This is a genomic window from Candidatus Pelagibacter sp. HIMB1483 (assembly GCF_052048135.1).
Taxonomy (GTDB): Bacteria; Pseudomonadota; Alphaproteobacteria; order Pelagibacterales; family Pelagibacteraceae; genus Pelagibacter.
The window spans coordinates 269,694-287,017 of the sequence record NZ_JBNAIM010000002.1; the positions used below are offsets into that span (position 1 = coordinate 269,694).

A 17,324-nucleotide genomic window follows, 5' to 3' on the forward strand; every position below is an offset into this window, starting at 1 on the left:
AGTTTGTTAAAAAAGATAGGAAATAAAGCATTTTTTCGGTTATAGATTATTTTGATGACCAAAAATTTAGATAAAGATGGCCTAAGAGCAATAGCTGATCAATATCAGTTATTTTATATAGATTTATGGGGTGTTACTCACGATGGTGTTAAATTATTTCAAAATGCTATTAAAGCACTTAATGAATTAAGAAAGTTAAAAAAAGATTTTGTTCTTTTAACAAACGCTCCAAGACCAAATTCAAATGTAAGAAATTTTTTAGAAAAATTAGGAATGGAGAAAAATTTAAGGGATCATGTATATACATCAGGTCAAGCAGCTTTAGCCTATCTTAAAAAAAATTTTTTTTCAAAAAAATTTTTTCACATCGGTCCTCCAAGAGATTTTGACTTATTTATTGATTTTAGAAATCAAAAGGTAGAAAAAATTGAAAATGCAGATTACTTATTATGCACAGGTTTATATGATGAGCAAAAGATTGACTTAAATTATTATAAAAATTTTCTTCAAAATTTTATTTCAAAAAAAATGATTTGTACAAACCCAGACTTAATAGTTGACAAAGGAGGAGTTCGAGAATTATGTGCTGGTTCTGTTGCGATGGTTTTTGAAAAAATGGGAGGAGATGTTATCTATTTTGGTAAACCTTATCCTGAAGTATATAATATGTCTTTTAACAACGAAAATAAGAAAATACTTTCAATCGGTGATAATTTAAATACAGATATTAAAGGTGCTAATCTGTTAAATTATGATTCATTAATAATTTCAAATGGAATACATAAAAATGAAATTGAACAAATGGGTATTGAAAAAACTTCAAAATCATATGAAGCAATTTGTAATTATATTCAGTCAGATCTAAAATGGTAAAATGATTAAAATATATAAGAATTTTAAAATTAAAAATTTTCATAAAAATTCAATTATTCTAATTGGTAATTTTGATGGCATTCATTCTGGTCATCAAAAACTATTTGATATAGCTAAAACTTACAAAAAAAAATATTCTTTAAAAATTGGTGTGTTGACTTTTGAGCCAATGCCAAAAATGTACTTTAACAATAATTTAAAAAATTTTAGGATATCAAATTTACAACAAAAAATTAATAATTTTGATAAATTAAATGTTGATTTTGTTATTACAAAAAAATTCGATAAAAATTTCTCAAAAACAAAATCTATTTCATTTATTAAAGAAATTATAGGTCATAAACTAAAACCAAAGTTTATATTTGTTAGTAACAATTTTAGATATGGAAATAAAAGAGAAGGAGATGTTAAAGAATTAATAAAATATGAAAAAAAATATAATTATAAAATAATTAAACCACAACCCTTATTAATAAAGAAAAAAGTAATCTCATCTTCATTAATAAGAAAATATCTTCAAATTGGGAAATTAAAAGATGCAAATAAACTTTTAAAAAGAAACTGGTCTATTACAGGAAGAGTCCAAAAAGGAAAACAGCTGGGAAAAAAAATTGGTTTCCCAACAGCTAACATAGATATCAAAGATTATATACTGGCAAAACCTGGAGTATATGCAGTAAAAACTCAAAAACAAAAAAGTTCAAATTATACAAAAGGGATAGCAAATTTAGGTTATCGACCAACTTTTAATGGGAAAAAAATATTATTAGAAGTTCATTTATTTAATTTTTATGGAAATTTATATAATAAGTATTTAACAGTTGAATTTTTAAAATTTATTAGAAGTGAAAAAAAATTCAAAAATGTAGAACAATTGAAAAAACAAATTAAAATTGACCTTTCGATTGCGAGAAAAACAAAATGAACAAAACTGAAATAAATTTACCAAAAACAGCTTTTTCAATGAAAGCTAATCTGCCAGTCAGAGAACCAGAAATATTAGAACTTTGGAATAAAATAAATCTTTATCAAGAATTAAGAAAAAATAGAAAAGGAAAAGAAAAATTTGTACTTCATGATGGTCCTCCATATGCAAATGGGAATATACATATGGGTACAGCTCTTAATAAAATTTTAAAAGATATTATTGTAAAATTTCACCAAATGGATGGCAAAGACTCTGTATATGTGCCTGGTTGGGATTGTCATGGTTTGCCAATTGAATGGAAAATAGAAGAACAATATAAAAAAAATAAAAAAAATAAAAATGAGGTCCCAATAGTAGAATTTAGAAAAGAATGTCGATCCTTTGCTGAAAAATGGATAGAAGTTCATAAAAAGCAATTCAAAAGACTTGGAGTTGTTGGTGATTGGGAAAATTATTATTCGACAATGAGTTTTGATGCAGAGGCTCAAATTGTTAGAGAGCTTGGTAAATTTTTAAAAGAAGGGAGTCTTTATAGAGGATTTAAACCAGTTTTGTGGTCAACTGTAGAAAAAACTGCTTTAGCAGATGCAGAGGTGGAGTATCAAGATCACAAATCAGATACTATTTATGCATGCTTTCCAGTTAAATTTACAAATCTTGACGATTTAAGAAATTGTGATGTTGTTATTTGGACTACAACTCCTTGGACTATTCCAGCAAATAAAGCTTTAGCTTATAACGAAAGTTTAGATTATTTAGTGATAGAAATTAAAGACAAGAGTGAATTTGAAAATAAGAAAATTGTAATTGCAGAGACATTGTTAGATTCTGTTATCAAAGATTGTGGAATTAAAGAATATAAAAATTTAAATAAATTTAAAGGCAAAGAATTTAAGGGAACTATTTGCAACCATCCATTTCATAGTCTTGGTTATGATTATGATATACCAATGCTAGAAGCACGTTTTGTTACGACTGATCAAGGAACTGGCATTGTTCACTGTGCACCAAGTCACGGCCCAGATGACTTCAATCTCTGCTTAAATAATGGTATCAAGGCAATAGAGACAGTTGATGGAGACGGAAAATATACCAATAACGTTGTTTTATTTGAAGGAATGCACATTTTCAAATCTAATCCTATTGTAATTGAAAAGCTTAAAGAACAAAAAAAACTTTTATCTAATGGAGAGCTGATTCATTCTTACCCTCATTCATGGAGATCAAAAGCCCCATTAGTTCATAGAGCTACGCCACAATGGTTTATTTCTATGGAAAGTCACAAACTTAGAAGCAAAGCATTAAAAGCAATAGATGAAACAAATTTCTATCCGAGCAAAGGTAAAGAAAGATTGAGATCAATGATTGAAACTAGACCTGACTGGTGTGTTTCAAGGCAAAGGGTATGGGGAGTTCCATTACCAATTTTTGTAAATAAAAAAACAAAAAAAATTTTAGTTGATGAAAATGTGTTTGAAAACATTGCAAGTATTTATGAAAAAGAAGGTTCCGATTGTTGGTTTTCTGACGATCCTCAGAAATTTCTTGGGAATAAATATAAATCTGAAGATTTTGAAAAACTTAGTGATATTGTTGAGGTATGGTTTGATAGCGGATCTACGCATTCTTTTGTATTAGAAAAAAGAGATGATTTAAAGTGGCCTGCATCTATGTATCTTGAAGGCTCTGATCAACACAGGGGATGGTTTCATTCATCCTTATTAGAGTCTTGTGGCACAAGAGGAAAAGCGCCATTTGAGTCAATATTGTCCCATGGGTTTGTTGTAGATGGCAAAGGTCTTAAAATGTCTAAGTCTTTAGGAAATGTTATTGCGCCTGAAGATATTTTAAAAAAGTATGGAGCTGATATTTTAAGAATTTGGGTGGCTTCATCTAATTATGCAGAGGATCTTAGAATAGATTATTCAATACTAGATCAACATTCAGAATCATATCGTAAGATAAGAAATACTTTTAGATATTTATTGGGGAATCTTAATGATAATTTTGAAGATGTTGATTTAGAAAAAGTTGATATCAATAATTTACCTGAGCTTGAAAAGTTTATCCTGCACAAAATTTATACTTTAAACATACAGTTTAAAAAATATTTTAATAATTATGATTTTCATAATTTGTATAAAGAATTACTAAATTTTTGCACTGTAGATTTGTCAGCATTTTATTTTGATATCAGAAAAGACACGTTATATTGTGATCCATTAAATTCTAAAAAAAGAAAATCATCTATAGTTGTTTTAAATATTTTACTGAATTCATTGCTTAGATGGTTTGCTCCAATCATTTCATTTACCACTGAAGAGATCTATCAATTGGCATCAAAAAAAAATAAAAGTATTCATTTAGAGAATTTTTTAAATTTCCCAAAAAATTTTGAAAATAAAGAAGTTGAAAAAAAATGGACTGAATTAATTAAGATAAGGGATATTTGTAATATAAGTATTGAGGAAAAAAGAGCTAGTAAAGAAATAGGATCAAGTTTAGAAGCTGAGCTTAACATAAAACTTGATACTAAATTTAAAGAAATTTTAAATAATATTGAATTATCTGAGTTGTGTATTACATCGAAAGTAAACATTTCTTTTGAGGATCAAATAGAAACCTTGGTTACAACTAAAAAAGCATCAGGAAAAAAATGTTCAGTTTGTTGGAAAATAAGAAATGAACCATGTGAAAGACATCCCAAATGTCAGATTATATAAATAAAAATTTGTATTCAAATTTTTTGATAGTTATAATTATTTTTGCTTTAGACAGAATTTCTAAATATTATGTAATATTGTTAAATGAAAAAAATTTATCACCCGATATTTTCGCATCTAAATATTTAAATATAAGTTTAATTTGGAATCAAGGAATAGCGTTTGGTCTATTCTCATTTAATGAAGTTAATTTATATAATTTTTTGACAGTTCTAATTGCTATTATAATTACCATAATCTTTTTTATGATTTTGAGAAGTGAAGGCATAAAAAAATATTCACTTTTGATGATATTAGGTGGTGCATTAGGTAATTTATATGATCGAATTTTTTATAAAGCAGTTCCAGATTTTATAGATTTTCATATTGGAAATTTTCATTGGTTTATTTTCAATGTATCAGATATATTTATATCCTTAGGAGTATTATTTTTGATTTTACAAGAATTAATTTATAAACAAACTAATGAAAAAAAATAAAATATTATTAATAATTATTATTCCAATTGTTTTTCTAAATGCATGCAACACAGTAAAAGATGGTTTTAGATCGCAAAAGAAAGATAGTATTGATGAATTTTTGGTTGAAAAAAAATCACCACTTGTAATGCCACCAGATTTTGACGAGTTACCATTACCAAGTGATACTAATGAAAATCCAGAACAAGTTGAAGAGAGTAATATAAAATCATTAATCTCTAATAATGAAAATTCTTTGGCTGATACAGAAAGTAATGTAAATCAAAGTCAAAATTTTGAGAATTCTATTTTAGAAAAAATTAAAAAGAATTAATGATAACTACTGGAATTTTTTTTAAAAATTTTAAATTAAAAAAAAATCAATTTAATATTCAAAAAAAACTAAAAAGTTTAATTAACGATAAAGATTTTGTAATTAATTCACTAAGAAATAACTACAAAGATAATTTTAAAAAAAAAAATCTTAAAATTTATAATAATTATAAAGATGTGAGAATTATAGGGATGGGTGGATCATCTCTTGGGACACAAGCAATTTATAATTTTTTAAAACATAAAATTAAAAAAAATTTTACTTTTATTAACAATCTATCTCCAGTTAAAAAAATTAGTAAAAGAAAAAAATATTTAAATTTAATTGTATCTAAATCAGGTAATACGATCGAGACAATTGTTAATTCAAATATCTATGTAAAGAAAAATGATAAAAATATATTTATTACAGAAAATAAAAAAAACTATCTTCATGAACTTGCAAAAAAATTAAAAGCAGAAATTATTCACCATAATAACTTCATTGGTGGGAGATATTCAGTTTTATCAGAAGTTGGAATGCTACCAGCTGAGCTAATGGGGTTAAATTCTAAAAGATTTAGACAATTTAATAATCTTATTAAAAATAAGAAATATTTGAATGCACTGATTTCAAATGTAAGCGCAATAATTTATTTTATAAAAAAAAAAAAATTTAATTCAGTCATTATAAATTATGATAAAAAATCTGAAGATTTATTTTCTTGGTACCAACAGTTAGTCGCAGAAAGCTTGGGTAAAAATAAGACAGGTATATTGCCAATATTATCAAATATGCCCAAAGACAATCATAGCGTCATGCAACTTTACTTGGATGGATTTAAAAATAATTTTTTTACTTTTTTTTACACACATGAAAATAGTTATTCAAAAATTTTAGGAAAAAATATTTTACCATCTCATAAATTTATAAGTAAAAACAATATTAGTGAAATTACTTTTTCACAAAAAAAAGCTACAGAAAAAGTTTTTAATTTGAAGAATATTCCATTTAGAAGTTTTGAGATTAAAAAAAGAGATGAAAAAACATTGGGTGAATTGTTTTGTTTTTTTATTTTAGAAACAATTTTAATCGGTAGAGCTCTCAAAGTTAATCCTTATAATCAACCTGCTGTCGAACTTATAAAAAAAGAAACCAAAAAACTGTTAATTCAAAGTCCCAAATAAAATTTTAGATATACCATATTGTCTTTGTTCTAAAATTTTAAAATTTTTAGAGAATTGATCTTTCTCCTTTTTGTGTCTGTGAATAATTAGTAAACCATTATTTTTTAGAATCTTATTATCATAGATATTATCTATCAAACTATTCAATTTCTTTTCTTTATATGGTGGATCTAAAAATATTATATCGAACTTTTTAAGGATTATTTCAAAGTTGAAATTTGATAATAAATTTTGATCAATCACTTCATATTTATTGGTAATTTTTAGATTAGATAGATTTTTTTTCAAAATTGGTAAGACACCACTGTAATTTTCAACAAAAGTGACATGTTCAGCTCCTCTTGATAAGCATTCTATGCCAAATGATCCAACACCTGAAAATAAGTCTAAAACTATAGAATTTTCTATATTTACTTTAAATTTATTTGAATGATTTAACACATTAAAAATAGATTCTTTTGTTAAATCCTTTAGCGGTCTTGTCTCTTTATCTTTTGGAACTAAAATTTTTTTTCCTTTAAAATACCCACCAATTATTCTCATTTATCAATTACTTTAAAACCAATATCTTTTCTAAAAAAACCATCTTCCCAGTTTAAGTTATTTATCTGTTTATGAATTTTGTTTCTAGCTTTTGCAAAACTATCTGATAGTGAGACAAAATTTAATACTCGTCCTCCAGTTGCTAAAATATGAGTATCTTTTTTTATGGTTCCAGCATGAAACAAATAATCATCAGTCTCAAGATTCAAATTATTTAAATTTTTTATTATTACATTTTTTTTGTATTTATCTGGATAACCTTTTGAACATAAAACAACACACAAACTTTTTTTTTTATTCCATTGAATTTTTATTTTATCTAAATTACTTTCGCAGCATGCGTTTAGTATTTCATAAAGATCACTTTCTAATTTAGGAAGTAAAGTTTGACATTCTGGATCTCCCATTCTTACGTTATATTCAATTAAGTACGGTTCATTATTATTTATCATCAATCCAGCATACAAAAAACCTTTATAGTGAGTTTTTAAATCTCTTATGGCCTTAAGAGTTGGATTTATGATCTTGTTTAAAATTTTTTTTTCCAATTCTTGACTAATTAATCTTGACGGAGAATATGCACCCATTCCACCTGTATTTTTTCCCTTGTCACCCTCTAAAACTCTTTTATGATCTTGTGCTGTGCCAAAGCTTTGAAAACTTGAACCATCGGTAATTATAAAAAAACTCATTTCCTCACCTTTTAAAAATTCTTCAATAAGAACATTTTCCGCTTTCCCAAATTTACCTTCAAAAATTTCTTTGACTGCCTGGTTTGATTGATCTTTATTTTCACAAATATAAACACCTTTACCAGCAGCTAAATTATCTGCTTTAATCACTATTGGATGATTTGATTTATCTAAAAAAATATTTGCCTCAATTTTATTTTTAAAAATTCCAAAATTTGCTGTAGGAATATTGTATTTCTTACATATTTCTTTTGTAAAAATTTTGGAGCCTTCCAATTTAGAAGCTATTTTATTTGGTCCAAATACTTTTATATTATAACTTTCAAGATAATCAGTTATTCCATCTACCAACGGTTTTTCTGGGCCAACAATTACAAGATCTATTTTCTTTTCTAAAATGAAATCTTTTATTTTTTCAAATTCATCAAAATTTATATCTATGTTTTCAGCTATTTTTGAAGTACCTGCATTTCCAGGAAAACAATAAATTTTATTTATTTTTTTTGATTTATTTATTGAGTGACAAATTGCGTGTTCTCGTCCTCCACTTCCAATAATACCAACTTTCATATATAAACATATAAACTATAAATGAATAAAAAATTAGCAAAATTAAAATATTTACCAAATAATTTTCAAGTAATTGAACCAGGTGACTATGTTATTTGTGCAGTTTCTGGAAAATCAATTAGTCTTGAAAATCTAAATTATTGGAATGTTGATTTACAAGAGCCTTATTATTCATACATTGAGGCTTCTATAAAAAGAGAGGAATTAGATAAAAAATAGAATTATTTCCAACGATTATGTGTCCAGATCCAACTTTTTGGATCGTTTAATATCATATTTTCAAGTATCTCATTTAATCTATCAGTAATATTCATTATTGAATCTTCTTTAGAGAAATTAATTGGTTCAAAAACTTTCATTTTAAACTTTATGTTTTCATATCTTTCAATAAAAATTGGAACAACAGGGATTTCAAATTTTTTGATTAATTGAGCTGGGATGGTAGTTGTAAACGCTTTTTCACCAAAGAAATTTGATTTTATTCCTTGAGAGACCCTTTGATCAATCATTAGTGCTGTAGAGTATCCTTGATAATTTAATCTCATTAATTCTTTTAATCCACCTATACCTTTTTTAATTTGATTTTTACAAATATATCTAATTCTTATTTTTTCCATAATACTGTTTAAAAAAATATTATTTAAAGGTCTATAGATTGCTGCAATATTTAAACCTAATTTATCAATTTGCATTGCCATCAATTCAAAATTACTAAAATGTCCTGAAATAAAAATCACTTTTTGATTATTATCTTTTATTTTATTGAGAATTTCCTCTCCATCAATAGTAATATTCTTATCAAGAAACCCTTTTCTAAAATTTTTTAAAAACATATATTCCGCAAAAACTCTTCCATAGTTATTCCACATTGATGATTTAAGTTTGTTTAATCTTTCCTTATCTATATTTGGAAATGCTCTTTTTATATTTTTATTAATTATTTCTTTTGATCTAAAAAAAGGGCCAATTAATTGAAATAATTTTCCTCCAAGAAAAGATGAAATTTTTACACCTAAAATTTTAAAAATAAAAAAAATTATAATAATTAATATAAATTGAAAAAAATATTTTAATTTATTCATAAAGTTTTGATATATCTCTCACAAATTTTTTTTCATCTAATAATTCTAGATTAACTTTTATATATTTTACATCATCATATTTATTTTCTTTTAATCTCATAAAATCCTTTTCTGTTGTAATAATCTTACAATCCAATTCTTTTGAGATAGAAATAATATTATCAATATCCTTTTTTGAATATTTATAATGATCTGGAAATTCAATATCTTTTATAATTTTAAATTTATTAATTTTAAGCATCGATATGAAAGTTTCATGATTACCAATTCCAGAAAATGCTAAAAAATTATCATTTAAGTTAAATTCACTTAAATTTTTAGCAACATATATACCTTGATAAATGTTTATATTTGGATCAATATTAAGTATAAATTTTTTCATTTCTTCTAAATTTTCATTATTTCCGTTTAGAAATACATTCTTATATTTTTTAATATTTTTTATATTTTCTCTTAAAGGTCCAGATGGGATTGTAAGTCCATTTCCGATCCAATTGATATTATTAAAACAGACAATATTAAAATCACAATTAATAGACGGATCTTGTAGTCCATCATCAAGAATTGCAAGTTTGTATCCTTCGCTAATAGCTCTTTCTAAAGAGTCTGCTCTTTTTTTATTTTTAAAAAGTTTGCCATTATTTTCTAATATATTTTGCTCGTCTATTTGATCTCGGTAAAATTTTTTTACAAAACATGTTTTAATTTTATTTTTATTTAAAATTTCATTTATTTTTAGACTCAATGAGGTTTTTCCAGTACCCCCAATGTAAATATTACCTACACAAATTGTTTTGATTGATGAATATTTTTTTTTTGGATTAATAGTTTTGAGTAAGTTAACAATTTCAATTAAGATAGATATTGGCCAAAGTATATATGAAATTACATTTGGTTTTTTATAATCCCAAAATTTGGGTTTTTTAAGTATCATTATTTATTGATTTATCTAATTCATTTAAGGTATTTTTAAGAATACTATCTCCAAGAAATTTCATTTTTTGTACTTTTTTCATATTTTTTTTAAATATAATTGAATTTGCACATTGCAATGGAGTTTTTACCTTATGTGATATTTTTAATAGACTCAAATAACGATAAACTTCTTTAAAATTACCAACATCAGGACCATGCAATATTTTAGCTCCAAATCGAGCTGGCTCTAATGGATTTTGACCACCTTTTTTTATTATTGAGCCTCCCAAAAAGACTGAGGTAGCAATCTTATAAAATTTTCTAGATTCTCCAAAGGTATCAACGATAAAGATATCAGTATTAATTAATTTTTTCTTTTTTGAACTTCTTGTAATTACGTTAAGGTTAAGTTTTTTAATTTGATCAACTATTTCTGGAACTCTATTGATATGTCTCGGTATTATAATTGAAATTAAATTTTTAATTTTCTTTTTTAGTAGAATATGAGTTTTTACTGCAAAGATTTCTTCTGTATCATGAGTGCTTGCAGCAATAAAGACTTTATACTTTTTAAATTGAGAAAATAATTTTTGGTCAATTTGAGTATTTTGTGAGACATCATCAATATATTTTAAATTTCCAATTACCTTAATTTTTTTTAATCCAATTTTTTGAAAAAAATTTTTTGTTTCTTTATTTTGGGGATATGCAATATCAATTAAGTTAAAAATTGAATTTGAAAAACTTTTTAATTTTGACCAACGATTAAATGACTTATTTGTAATCCTTGCATTTAATAGAATTAAAGGAATATTTTTTTTTTTAATTGATTTAAACATACTAGGCCAAATTTCTGATTCTAAAAAAATAGCAATATTGGGTTTCCAATAATCTAAAAATTTATTTGAAAAGAAAAAATAATCGATAGGATAAAATTGATGAATTACTTTTTTAAACTTAATTCCCCCCAAAACGTTTGATGAACTTAATGTACTAGATGTGATTAAAATCTTACTAATAGATTTATCATTATCGTACTTTTTAATTATTGGTATTATACTCAGTATTTCACCCACACTTGCACCATGAAACCAAATAAGTTTACCAGGACCTCTTTTTTTTGAAAAAAAACAAAATTTTTCTTTTATGCTTTTTCTATTTTCTTTACCTTTGAGAATTCTATGAGTTATAATTATAGGTGCAAGTAATAGTATTATTAGAATTAATAATTGGTAAATAAAAAAAATCATTATCTTTTAATTTGTTTATCATGAAAGTTCTTATAAATTTCAGATTTCTTTAGTAATTCTTGATGTTTCCCATTATCAACTATTCTTCCAGAATCTATGAGATAAATATTATTTGAATTTAAAATTGTTGATAATCTGTGTGCTATTACAATTGTAGTTCTATTTTCTGTTAAAATTTTTAACGCTTCTTGAATTTTTGTTTCAGTTTCAGAGTCTAGAGATGATGTTGCTTCATCTAAAAGAATTATAGAGCTTTTTTTAAGCATAGCTCTTGCAATAGAAATCCTTTGTTTTTCTCCTCCTGATAGTCTAACTCCATTTTCACCAATTAAAGTTTCATATTTATTTGGTAATTTATTTATAAATTCATCAGAATGTGAAAGTTTTGCAGCCTCATAAACTTCTTCATCAGAAGCGTCTAAATTAGCATATTTTATATTATTTTTGATTGTGTCATCAAATAAAGTTGTTTCTTGGCTCACTAATGAGATATTTTTTCTAAGAGTATCAATTGTACAATCATAAATAGACTGATTATCTATTTTTATATCACCTGTTGCACGATCATAAAATCTTGGGATTAAATTCAAAATAGTAGATTTTCCAGATCCACTATGACCCACGAGAGAAGTCATTTTTCCACCTTCAAAAATCAAGTTAACATTTTTTAAAACTACTCCATCTGATCTATTATAGCTAAAATTTACATCTTTAAATTCGATGTGGGCATTTTTGATATCAAGTTTTTTTGCATCAGATTTATCATTAATAAAAATTTCAGTATCAACAACTGATAAAATTCTAGATGCTGCAGAAAGACCTTGATTAAGAATGACATTTAAAGTCGATAAAGATCTTACAGGTTGATAAGCTAACATCATTGCAGCAAGAAATGAAAAAAAATTATTAACACTTAGTTCGTCTCGCGCAATTAATTTTCCTGAATAAAAGATCAAAATTGCAATCATAATTCCAGTTAATACTTCCATTATTGGAGAAATTCTAACTATTACATGTCCAATTTTTTTATTTTTTTCTTTAAGTTGATTTAAATAACTATCAGCTCTATTTGATTCGTATTTTTCTTTTTGAAAAATTTTTGTCAGTCTGTGATTTTTAAACAATTCAACAAGATACTTTGTTAAGAAACTAGATTTTTCTTGGGCTTGTGTTGTAACTTTACCCATTCTTTTTCCTAAACTTCTTGCAGCAGTACTTGCTATTGGTATCAAAACTATTGCTATAAGAGAAAGTTTCCAATTTTGTAAAAACATTACCGTAAGTAGTCCAATTAAGGTTAGACTGTCTTTAAAAAGATTAAGTATTCCATGGCTAAGAAGGTTTGTAATGTGCATAACATCATAAGTAAGATTAGAAATAAACTTTCCAGAGTGTTTTTCATCAATTGACTGAGTATCTGCTCGAATTAAAGTATTTAACATGTCAAATTGAAGTTTCTTTTTAATATCTTCCCCAACATTAATCATGATAATTTTTGCAAGATAAAGGGAGACACCTTTCGTTGTAAAAGCAATAACTATTAGTATTGGAATGATCATTAATAAAGTTTGATCTTTTTCAATAAATATTTTTTCAATGGCTGGATCCAAAAGCCATGCAATAGAAGAAGTACTTGCGGCAACTAAAAGAGAAAAAAATACAGCTATAAAAATTTGTTTAACATATTTTTTTGTGTATTCTCTAAAAAGTCTTTTAAGAGTTATAGTTTTATTCATTAAAAAATTTTGCCAATTAGAATGTTTATAAAGATTATTAATCCTAAATAATTATTGCTCTTAAATATTTTTAAACAAGTACTTGTGTTATTTAAATCAAAACATTTGATTTGAAACAAAAACAATTGAGCTGCAGGAATAATTAAAAATAAAAAGTAGAGAAAATTAAAATCCATTAGATAACCTCCAATGACTAATAAAGATATTAATATTGAGTAACATATAATTAAAAAAGTTTTAGCTGTTCCTTTAAACTTTATCGAAGTTGATTTTAATCCAATAATTTCATCATCTTTTATATCTTGGTATCCATAAATTGTGTCGTATCCTAGTGTCCAAAATATGGCCCCTAAATAAAAAATTATTGGAATGATATTTATACTTTCTGTTATTGACGTCCAACCAAGAATTAAACCATAATTAAAAGTAATACCTAAGAAAAGTTGGGGCCAATAAGTATATCTTTTCATTAAAGGATAAGTGAATGCCAAAGGCATTGATGCTAATGCTGCCAAGATTGTAAAATAATTAAAATTTATAAGAACCAGAAACGCTAATCCACATAAAAAAGCTGCATAGATTAAACCCCTTGATACTGAAATTTTTTTTGATGCAATTGGTCGATTCTTAGTTCGTGAAACTTGGCTATCAAATTTTCTATCAAGGATATCATTTATTATACATCCTGCTGATCTCATTAGAACTGAGCCTAGAAAAAAAAGTAAAAGATAAAATAAATAATTATTTAAATTTTGAGAAAAATCATAAATTAGAGTTAAACCCCATGCGCATGGCCAAAAAAGCAACATATATCCAATTGGCTTTTTTAGTCTAGTAAGTTCAATAAATAAGATAAATTGGTTCATAAAATTTACTTGTAAATAACAAAGGCAAGATTGATAATCAAATTGATTCGTATGAATATAGATTACACAGTCACAGCTTTGATGTTTCCAGCTATTCCTCTATTAATGAGCGTTTATAGCAACAGATTTCATACCTTAAGTAAGTTAATTAGAGAATTACATGATGAACATGTTTATGAAAAACATATACCTCCTGAATGGAAAAAGCAGTTTATTAATTTAAGTGGAAGAATAACACTTTTGAGATGGACTATTATGTTTGCTGCTTTTGGTTTCTTATTCAACATGCTTACAGTTCTTGGACTTTATTTAAACGAAGTTTTTATTGCTAGATTAATTTTTGGATCTTGTTGTTTATCTATGATTATATCTATATTATTTTTTATAAGAGAAATTCACTTATCAACTAATGCTTTAAAACTTCATATGTCAGATATGGATGTTGATGTTGATTAAGGAATAATTACAGCAGGTCCTAAAATTTTTCTTCCTTCTAACTCTTGATGTGCTTTTACAATTTGTTCTAAAGAATACTTTTTAAAAATATTTAATTTAAATTTTTTATTGATGAACATTTCAAAAACTTTATTAGCTGCCTCATCCAATTCTTCTTTTGTAGAAGTGTAATGAGCAATACTTGGTCTTGTTAAATATAATCCTTTTGGTGCTAAAGATTTTCCAACATTACATGGTTCTATAGGACCAGATGCATTTCCAAAAGAAACCATCATTCCTCTAACTTTTAAACATTCAATTGAATCATCAAATGTTTTTTTACCAACACCATCGTAAACTACCGGAACACCAACTCCGTTAGTAATTTCTTTAACTTTTTCAGCAAAGTTTTCTTTAGAATAATTAATTACATGATCGCAGCCATTAGCTTTAGCTATATCAATCTTTTCATCAGATCCAACAGTTCCAATAACAGTACAACCCAAACTTTTTGCCCACTGACAAAATATTTGTCCAACACCACCCGCAGCCGCATGAAATAATATAGTTTCACCTGATTTCACTGGATATGTTTTATGAAGAAGATAAAAAACTGTGAAACCTTTTGTCATTAACGTTACAACGTTTTCTAATTCTATTTTATCAGGTACTTTAACTAATTTTTTAGTTGGAAAAATTCTGTGTGTTGCATATGAACCGATTGGCATTGATGCATAAGCAACTTTATCTCCGACCTTAAAGTCTTTTACATCTGGTCCAACTTTTTCAATTATTCCTGCACCCTCAATTCCAATATTTGATGGCAATTCAACAGGGTAGAGGCCCGATCTATGATAGGTATCAATATAATTTAAACCAATAGCTTCATTTTTAATTAAAACTTCACCAGATTTAGGTTCACCTAACTTAATATCTTTTAATTCTAAAACTTCTGGTCCGCCATTTTTTGAAATTATTACTGCTTTCATTTTACAAATGTACCATTATGATAATCTTGAACAGCTTGCAAGATCTCTGCTTTGGTATTCATAACAAAAGGTCCACCTCTTGCAATTTCTTCATTAATTGGTTTACCTGATATAACTAAAAATTTTGCTTTTGTTTTTGCTTTAATTTTTAATTCCTCACCTTTTGTAAGTAATATCAAAGTGCTATTTTTGACATTATCATGTTTTTTTGAACCAATTTCTATTTCACCATCAATTAAATAAACAAAAGTATTATGTGTAGATCGTAAATTAAAATTAAATTCTTTATCTTTATGTAGCTCAACATCAAAATATATAGGCTCAACATTGTGTCCTTTTACTGGACCTTCAGCTTTTTCAAACTTACCAGCTATTACTTTTACTTGCTTGTCTTGATCTTGATGCACACTCATTTTATCTGCATCAATATAAATATATTCAGGTTTGCTCATTTTTAATTTGGCTGGCATGTTAATCCACAATTGAAACCCATGAAGTTTACCTTCCTTCATTGCAGGCATTTCAGAATGAATAATTCCACTTCCAGTTTTCATCCATTGAACATCTCCTGCTGTCATTCTACCTTCACCACCAGTGCTATCTTTGTGTTCAAAATCACCTGCCAACATATATGTAACAGTTTCAATCCCTCTGTGCGGATGTGGAGGAAAACCAGCAATATAGTCTTCACTATTTTCTGAACCAAATTCATCCAACATCAAAAAGGGATCAAAATAATTTGGTTCAACTCCAATACTTCTCTTAAGCTTAACACCAGCTCCATCAGAAGCAGGGATAGGATCAATAATTTGTTTTACTTCAATATTTTTCATGTCATTCAAATAATTAATTAAATATTTATTTCAAGGTTACTTTTTGTCTAAACAATAACCTTTAGCACCATTCACAACTAAAAATAAAAATCCACCTGCTAAAGCGATGTTTTTCATAAATGCAATAAATTGCATTTGATCTGAAAAATCATTGTGAAAGATAACAGCAGTAGCTATACAAAACAAACTTAGAGCTCCAGCAGCAATTCTTGTTTGATAACCAACAATAATCAATATTGGTCCAGCTATTTCTAAAATAATTGCTGGTATCAATAAAAATCCAGGAAGCCCAAAACTTTCCATCCAACCAACTGTTCCCTCATAATTTCCTATTTTATGAAATCCACTTAATAAAAAAACTATAGAGATAAAAATTCTACCAATTAAATCCAATATATTTGTCATATTCTATTTATTGTGTGATCCATCACAGAATGGCTGATTGTTAGTTTGTTTGCAAGTACAAAAAAACATTTTTTTTGTCGCTTCAGCTTTATATGCAACAGGATTAAATTCAGAACCTTTGTGAGAGCCATCACAAAAAGGTTGTTTTGAACTTTTACCACAACTACACCAAAAATAAGATTTGCCTTCTTCAACTTCTACTGCAATTGCTCCGTTACCTGCTCTTTGTCCTTTAGTCATAAATTAATATCCTTAGCTATTACTTAATAAGTTTTATTTTGTTGATTTAAATATAGCTTTATGTTATAAATAAATATAGCGCCGATTTAAGTTAAATTGCGGGCGCTTTAAAAATCCAGCTAAAGCGACGCTTCAACCACCGCTTCAGCTGGTGGTTTTTTTTTGAACTTCCAAAACTAAACCGGGTATTTGAACCATATTGTGCACCTTGCATTATGCTAAAGCACTAAAAAGGAGAGAAGAGACAATTTTTTACCCTCTTGGTTTTTTATTAGTCTCTTTTCTC

At 26.3% G+C, this 17,324-nt stretch carries 19 protein-coding genes and 1 riboswitch; of the genes, 8 read left to right on the forward strand and 11 right to left on the reverse strand.

Features of this window, described 5'->3' with window-relative positions; genetic code table 11:
• The first annotated feature begins 54 nt into the window (after positions 1-54).
• Genes ACTTAV_RS02085 through ACTTAV_RS02110 form a run of 6 tightly spaced genes read left to right on the forward strand, consistent with a single transcriptional unit; the run spans position 55 to position 6,482 of the window.
• The gene (locus ACTTAV_RS02085) at positions 55-873 is read left to right on the forward strand and encodes a TIGR01459 family HAD-type hydrolase (protein ID WP_440669869.1); all 819 of its coding nucleotides are present in this window, start codon (positions 55-57) and stop codon (positions 871-873) included.
• Between the two features lies 1 nt (position 874).
• Complete coding sequence (locus tag ACTTAV_RS02090) at positions 875-1,798, forward strand: bifunctional riboflavin kinase/FAD synthetase (protein ID WP_440669871.1); 924 nt, start codon at positions 875-877, stop codon at positions 1,796-1,798.
• Positions 1,795-4,524 carry an isoleucine--tRNA ligase gene (gene ileS, locus ACTTAV_RS02095; protein WP_440669873.1) on the forward strand — a complete coding sequence of 910 codons (2,730 nt, stop codon included), beginning with the start codon at positions 1,795-1,797 and terminating at the stop codon, positions 4,522-4,524. Before ACTTAV_RS02090 ends, ileS begins: the two co-directional genes overlap by 4 nt.
• Positions 4,509-5,003 (forward strand): signal peptidase II, encoded by a 495-nt coding sequence (gene lspA / locus ACTTAV_RS02100; protein ID WP_440669874.1) that lies wholly within the window; start codon positions 4,509-4,511, stop codon positions 5,001-5,003. The genes ileS and lspA overlap by 16 nt, the downstream gene beginning before the upstream one ends.
• Positions 4,990-5,316 carry a DUF3035 domain-containing protein gene (locus ACTTAV_RS02105; RefSeq protein WP_440669875.1) on the forward strand — a complete coding sequence of 109 codons (327 nt, stop codon included), beginning with the start codon at positions 4,990-4,992 and terminating at the stop codon, positions 5,314-5,316. The genes lspA and ACTTAV_RS02105 overlap by 14 nt, the downstream gene beginning before the upstream one ends.
• Positions 5,316-6,482: a glucose-6-phosphate isomerase gene (locus ACTTAV_RS02110; protein ID WP_440669877.1), complete on the forward strand. Its 1,167-nt coding sequence runs from the start codon at positions 5,316-5,318 to the stop codon at positions 6,480-6,482. Before ACTTAV_RS02105 ends, ACTTAV_RS02110 begins: the two co-directional genes overlap by 1 nt.
• On the opposite strand, the gene rsmD is transcribed toward ACTTAV_RS02110, so the two are convergent.
• Positions 6,462-7,025 carry a 16S rRNA (guanine(966)-N(2))-methyltransferase RsmD gene (gene rsmD / locus ACTTAV_RS02115; protein WP_440669879.1) on the reverse strand — a complete coding sequence of 188 codons (564 nt, stop codon included), beginning with the start codon at positions 7,023-7,025 and terminating at the stop codon, positions 6,462-6,464. The two genes, ACTTAV_RS02110 and rsmD, sit on opposite strands and share 21 nt — an antisense overlap.
• On the reverse strand, positions 7,022-8,287 hold the full coding sequence (gene purD / locus ACTTAV_RS02120; RefSeq protein WP_440669880.1) for a phosphoribosylamine--glycine ligase: 1,266 nt from the start codon (positions 8,285-8,287) through the stop codon (positions 7,022-7,024). Before purD ends, rsmD begins: the two co-directional genes overlap by 4 nt.
• 21 nt (positions 8,288-8,308) lie before the next feature.
• On the opposite strand from purD, the gene ACTTAV_RS02125 reads away from it, so the two are divergent.
• Positions 8,309-8,506, forward strand: coding sequence for a DUF2093 domain-containing protein (locus ACTTAV_RS02125; protein WP_440669882.1), 198 nt, complete (start codon positions 8,309-8,311; stop codon positions 8,504-8,506).
• A gap of 2 nt (positions 8,507-8,508) precedes the next feature.
• Here ACTTAV_RS02125 and ACTTAV_RS02130 read toward each other — a convergent pair whose 3' ends face one another.
• From ACTTAV_RS02130 to ubiA, 5 genes are read right to left on the reverse strand one after another with little or no spacing between them, the layout of a single operon-like run.
• Positions 8,509-9,369 carry a lysophospholipid acyltransferase family protein gene (locus ACTTAV_RS02130; RefSeq protein WP_440669883.1) on the reverse strand — a complete coding sequence of 287 codons (861 nt, stop codon included), beginning with the start codon at positions 9,367-9,369 and terminating at the stop codon, positions 8,509-8,511.
• Entirely contained in the window at positions 9,362-10,303 is a 942-nt protein-coding gene (gene lpxK, locus ACTTAV_RS02135; protein ID WP_440669885.1) for a tetraacyldisaccharide 4'-kinase, read from the reverse strand. The genes ACTTAV_RS02130 and lpxK overlap by 8 nt, the downstream gene beginning before the upstream one ends.
• Positions 10,293-11,534: a 3-deoxy-D-manno-octulosonic acid transferase gene (locus ACTTAV_RS02140; protein ID WP_440669886.1), complete on the reverse strand. Its 1,242-nt coding sequence runs from the start codon at positions 11,532-11,534 to the stop codon at positions 10,293-10,295. Before ACTTAV_RS02140 ends, lpxK begins: the two co-directional genes overlap by 11 nt.
• Positions 11,534-13,270: an ABC transporter ATP-binding protein gene (locus tag ACTTAV_RS02145; protein WP_440669888.1), complete on the reverse strand. Its 1,737-nt coding sequence runs from the start codon at positions 13,268-13,270 to the stop codon at positions 11,534-11,536. Before ACTTAV_RS02145 ends, ACTTAV_RS02140 begins: the two co-directional genes overlap by 1 nt.
• Positions 13,270-14,136 (reverse strand): 4-hydroxybenzoate octaprenyltransferase, encoded by an 867-nt coding sequence (gene ubiA / locus ACTTAV_RS02150; protein ID WP_440669890.1) that lies wholly within the window; start codon positions 14,134-14,136, stop codon positions 13,270-13,272. The genes ACTTAV_RS02145 and ubiA overlap by 1 nt, the downstream gene beginning before the upstream one ends.
• A 51-nt stretch (positions 14,137-14,187) precedes the next feature.
• On the opposite strand from ubiA, the gene ACTTAV_RS02155 reads away from it, so the two are divergent.
• Positions 14,188-14,592 (forward strand): DUF2721 domain-containing protein, encoded by a 405-nt coding sequence (locus ACTTAV_RS02155; RefSeq protein WP_440669892.1) that lies wholly within the window; start codon positions 14,188-14,190, stop codon positions 14,590-14,592.
• On the opposite strand, the gene ACTTAV_RS02160 is transcribed toward ACTTAV_RS02155, so the two are convergent.
• The 4 genes from ACTTAV_RS02160 to ACTTAV_RS02175 are packed head-to-tail and all read right to left on the reverse strand — an operon-like array spanning position 14,589 to position 17,038.
• On the reverse strand, positions 14,589-15,560 hold the full coding sequence (locus tag ACTTAV_RS02160; RefSeq protein WP_440669893.1) for a quinone oxidoreductase family protein: 972 nt from the start codon (positions 15,558-15,560) through the stop codon (positions 14,589-14,591). The two genes, ACTTAV_RS02155 and ACTTAV_RS02160, sit on opposite strands and share 4 nt — an antisense overlap.
• A complete protein-coding gene (locus ACTTAV_RS02165) occupies positions 15,557-16,393 on the reverse strand; it encodes a pirin family protein (RefSeq protein ID WP_440669894.1) in 837 nt (278 codons plus the stop codon). Before ACTTAV_RS02165 ends, ACTTAV_RS02160 begins: the two co-directional genes overlap by 4 nt.
• Before the next feature lie 36 nt (positions 16,394-16,429).
• Complete coding sequence (locus tag ACTTAV_RS02170; RefSeq protein WP_440669895.1) at positions 16,430-16,798, reverse strand: DoxX family protein; 369 nt, start codon at positions 16,796-16,798, stop codon at positions 16,430-16,432.
• A 3-nt stretch (positions 16,799-16,801) separates the two neighbouring features.
• On the reverse strand, positions 16,802-17,038 hold the full coding sequence (locus tag ACTTAV_RS02175) for a CDGSH iron-sulfur domain-containing protein (protein ID WP_440669896.1): 237 nt from the start codon (positions 17,036-17,038) through the stop codon (positions 16,802-16,804).
• Positions 17,039-17,212: 174 nt separating this feature from the next.
• Positions 17,213-17,278, forward strand: a riboswitch (SAM riboswitch).
• Positions 17,279-17,324: the final 46 nt, after the last annotated feature.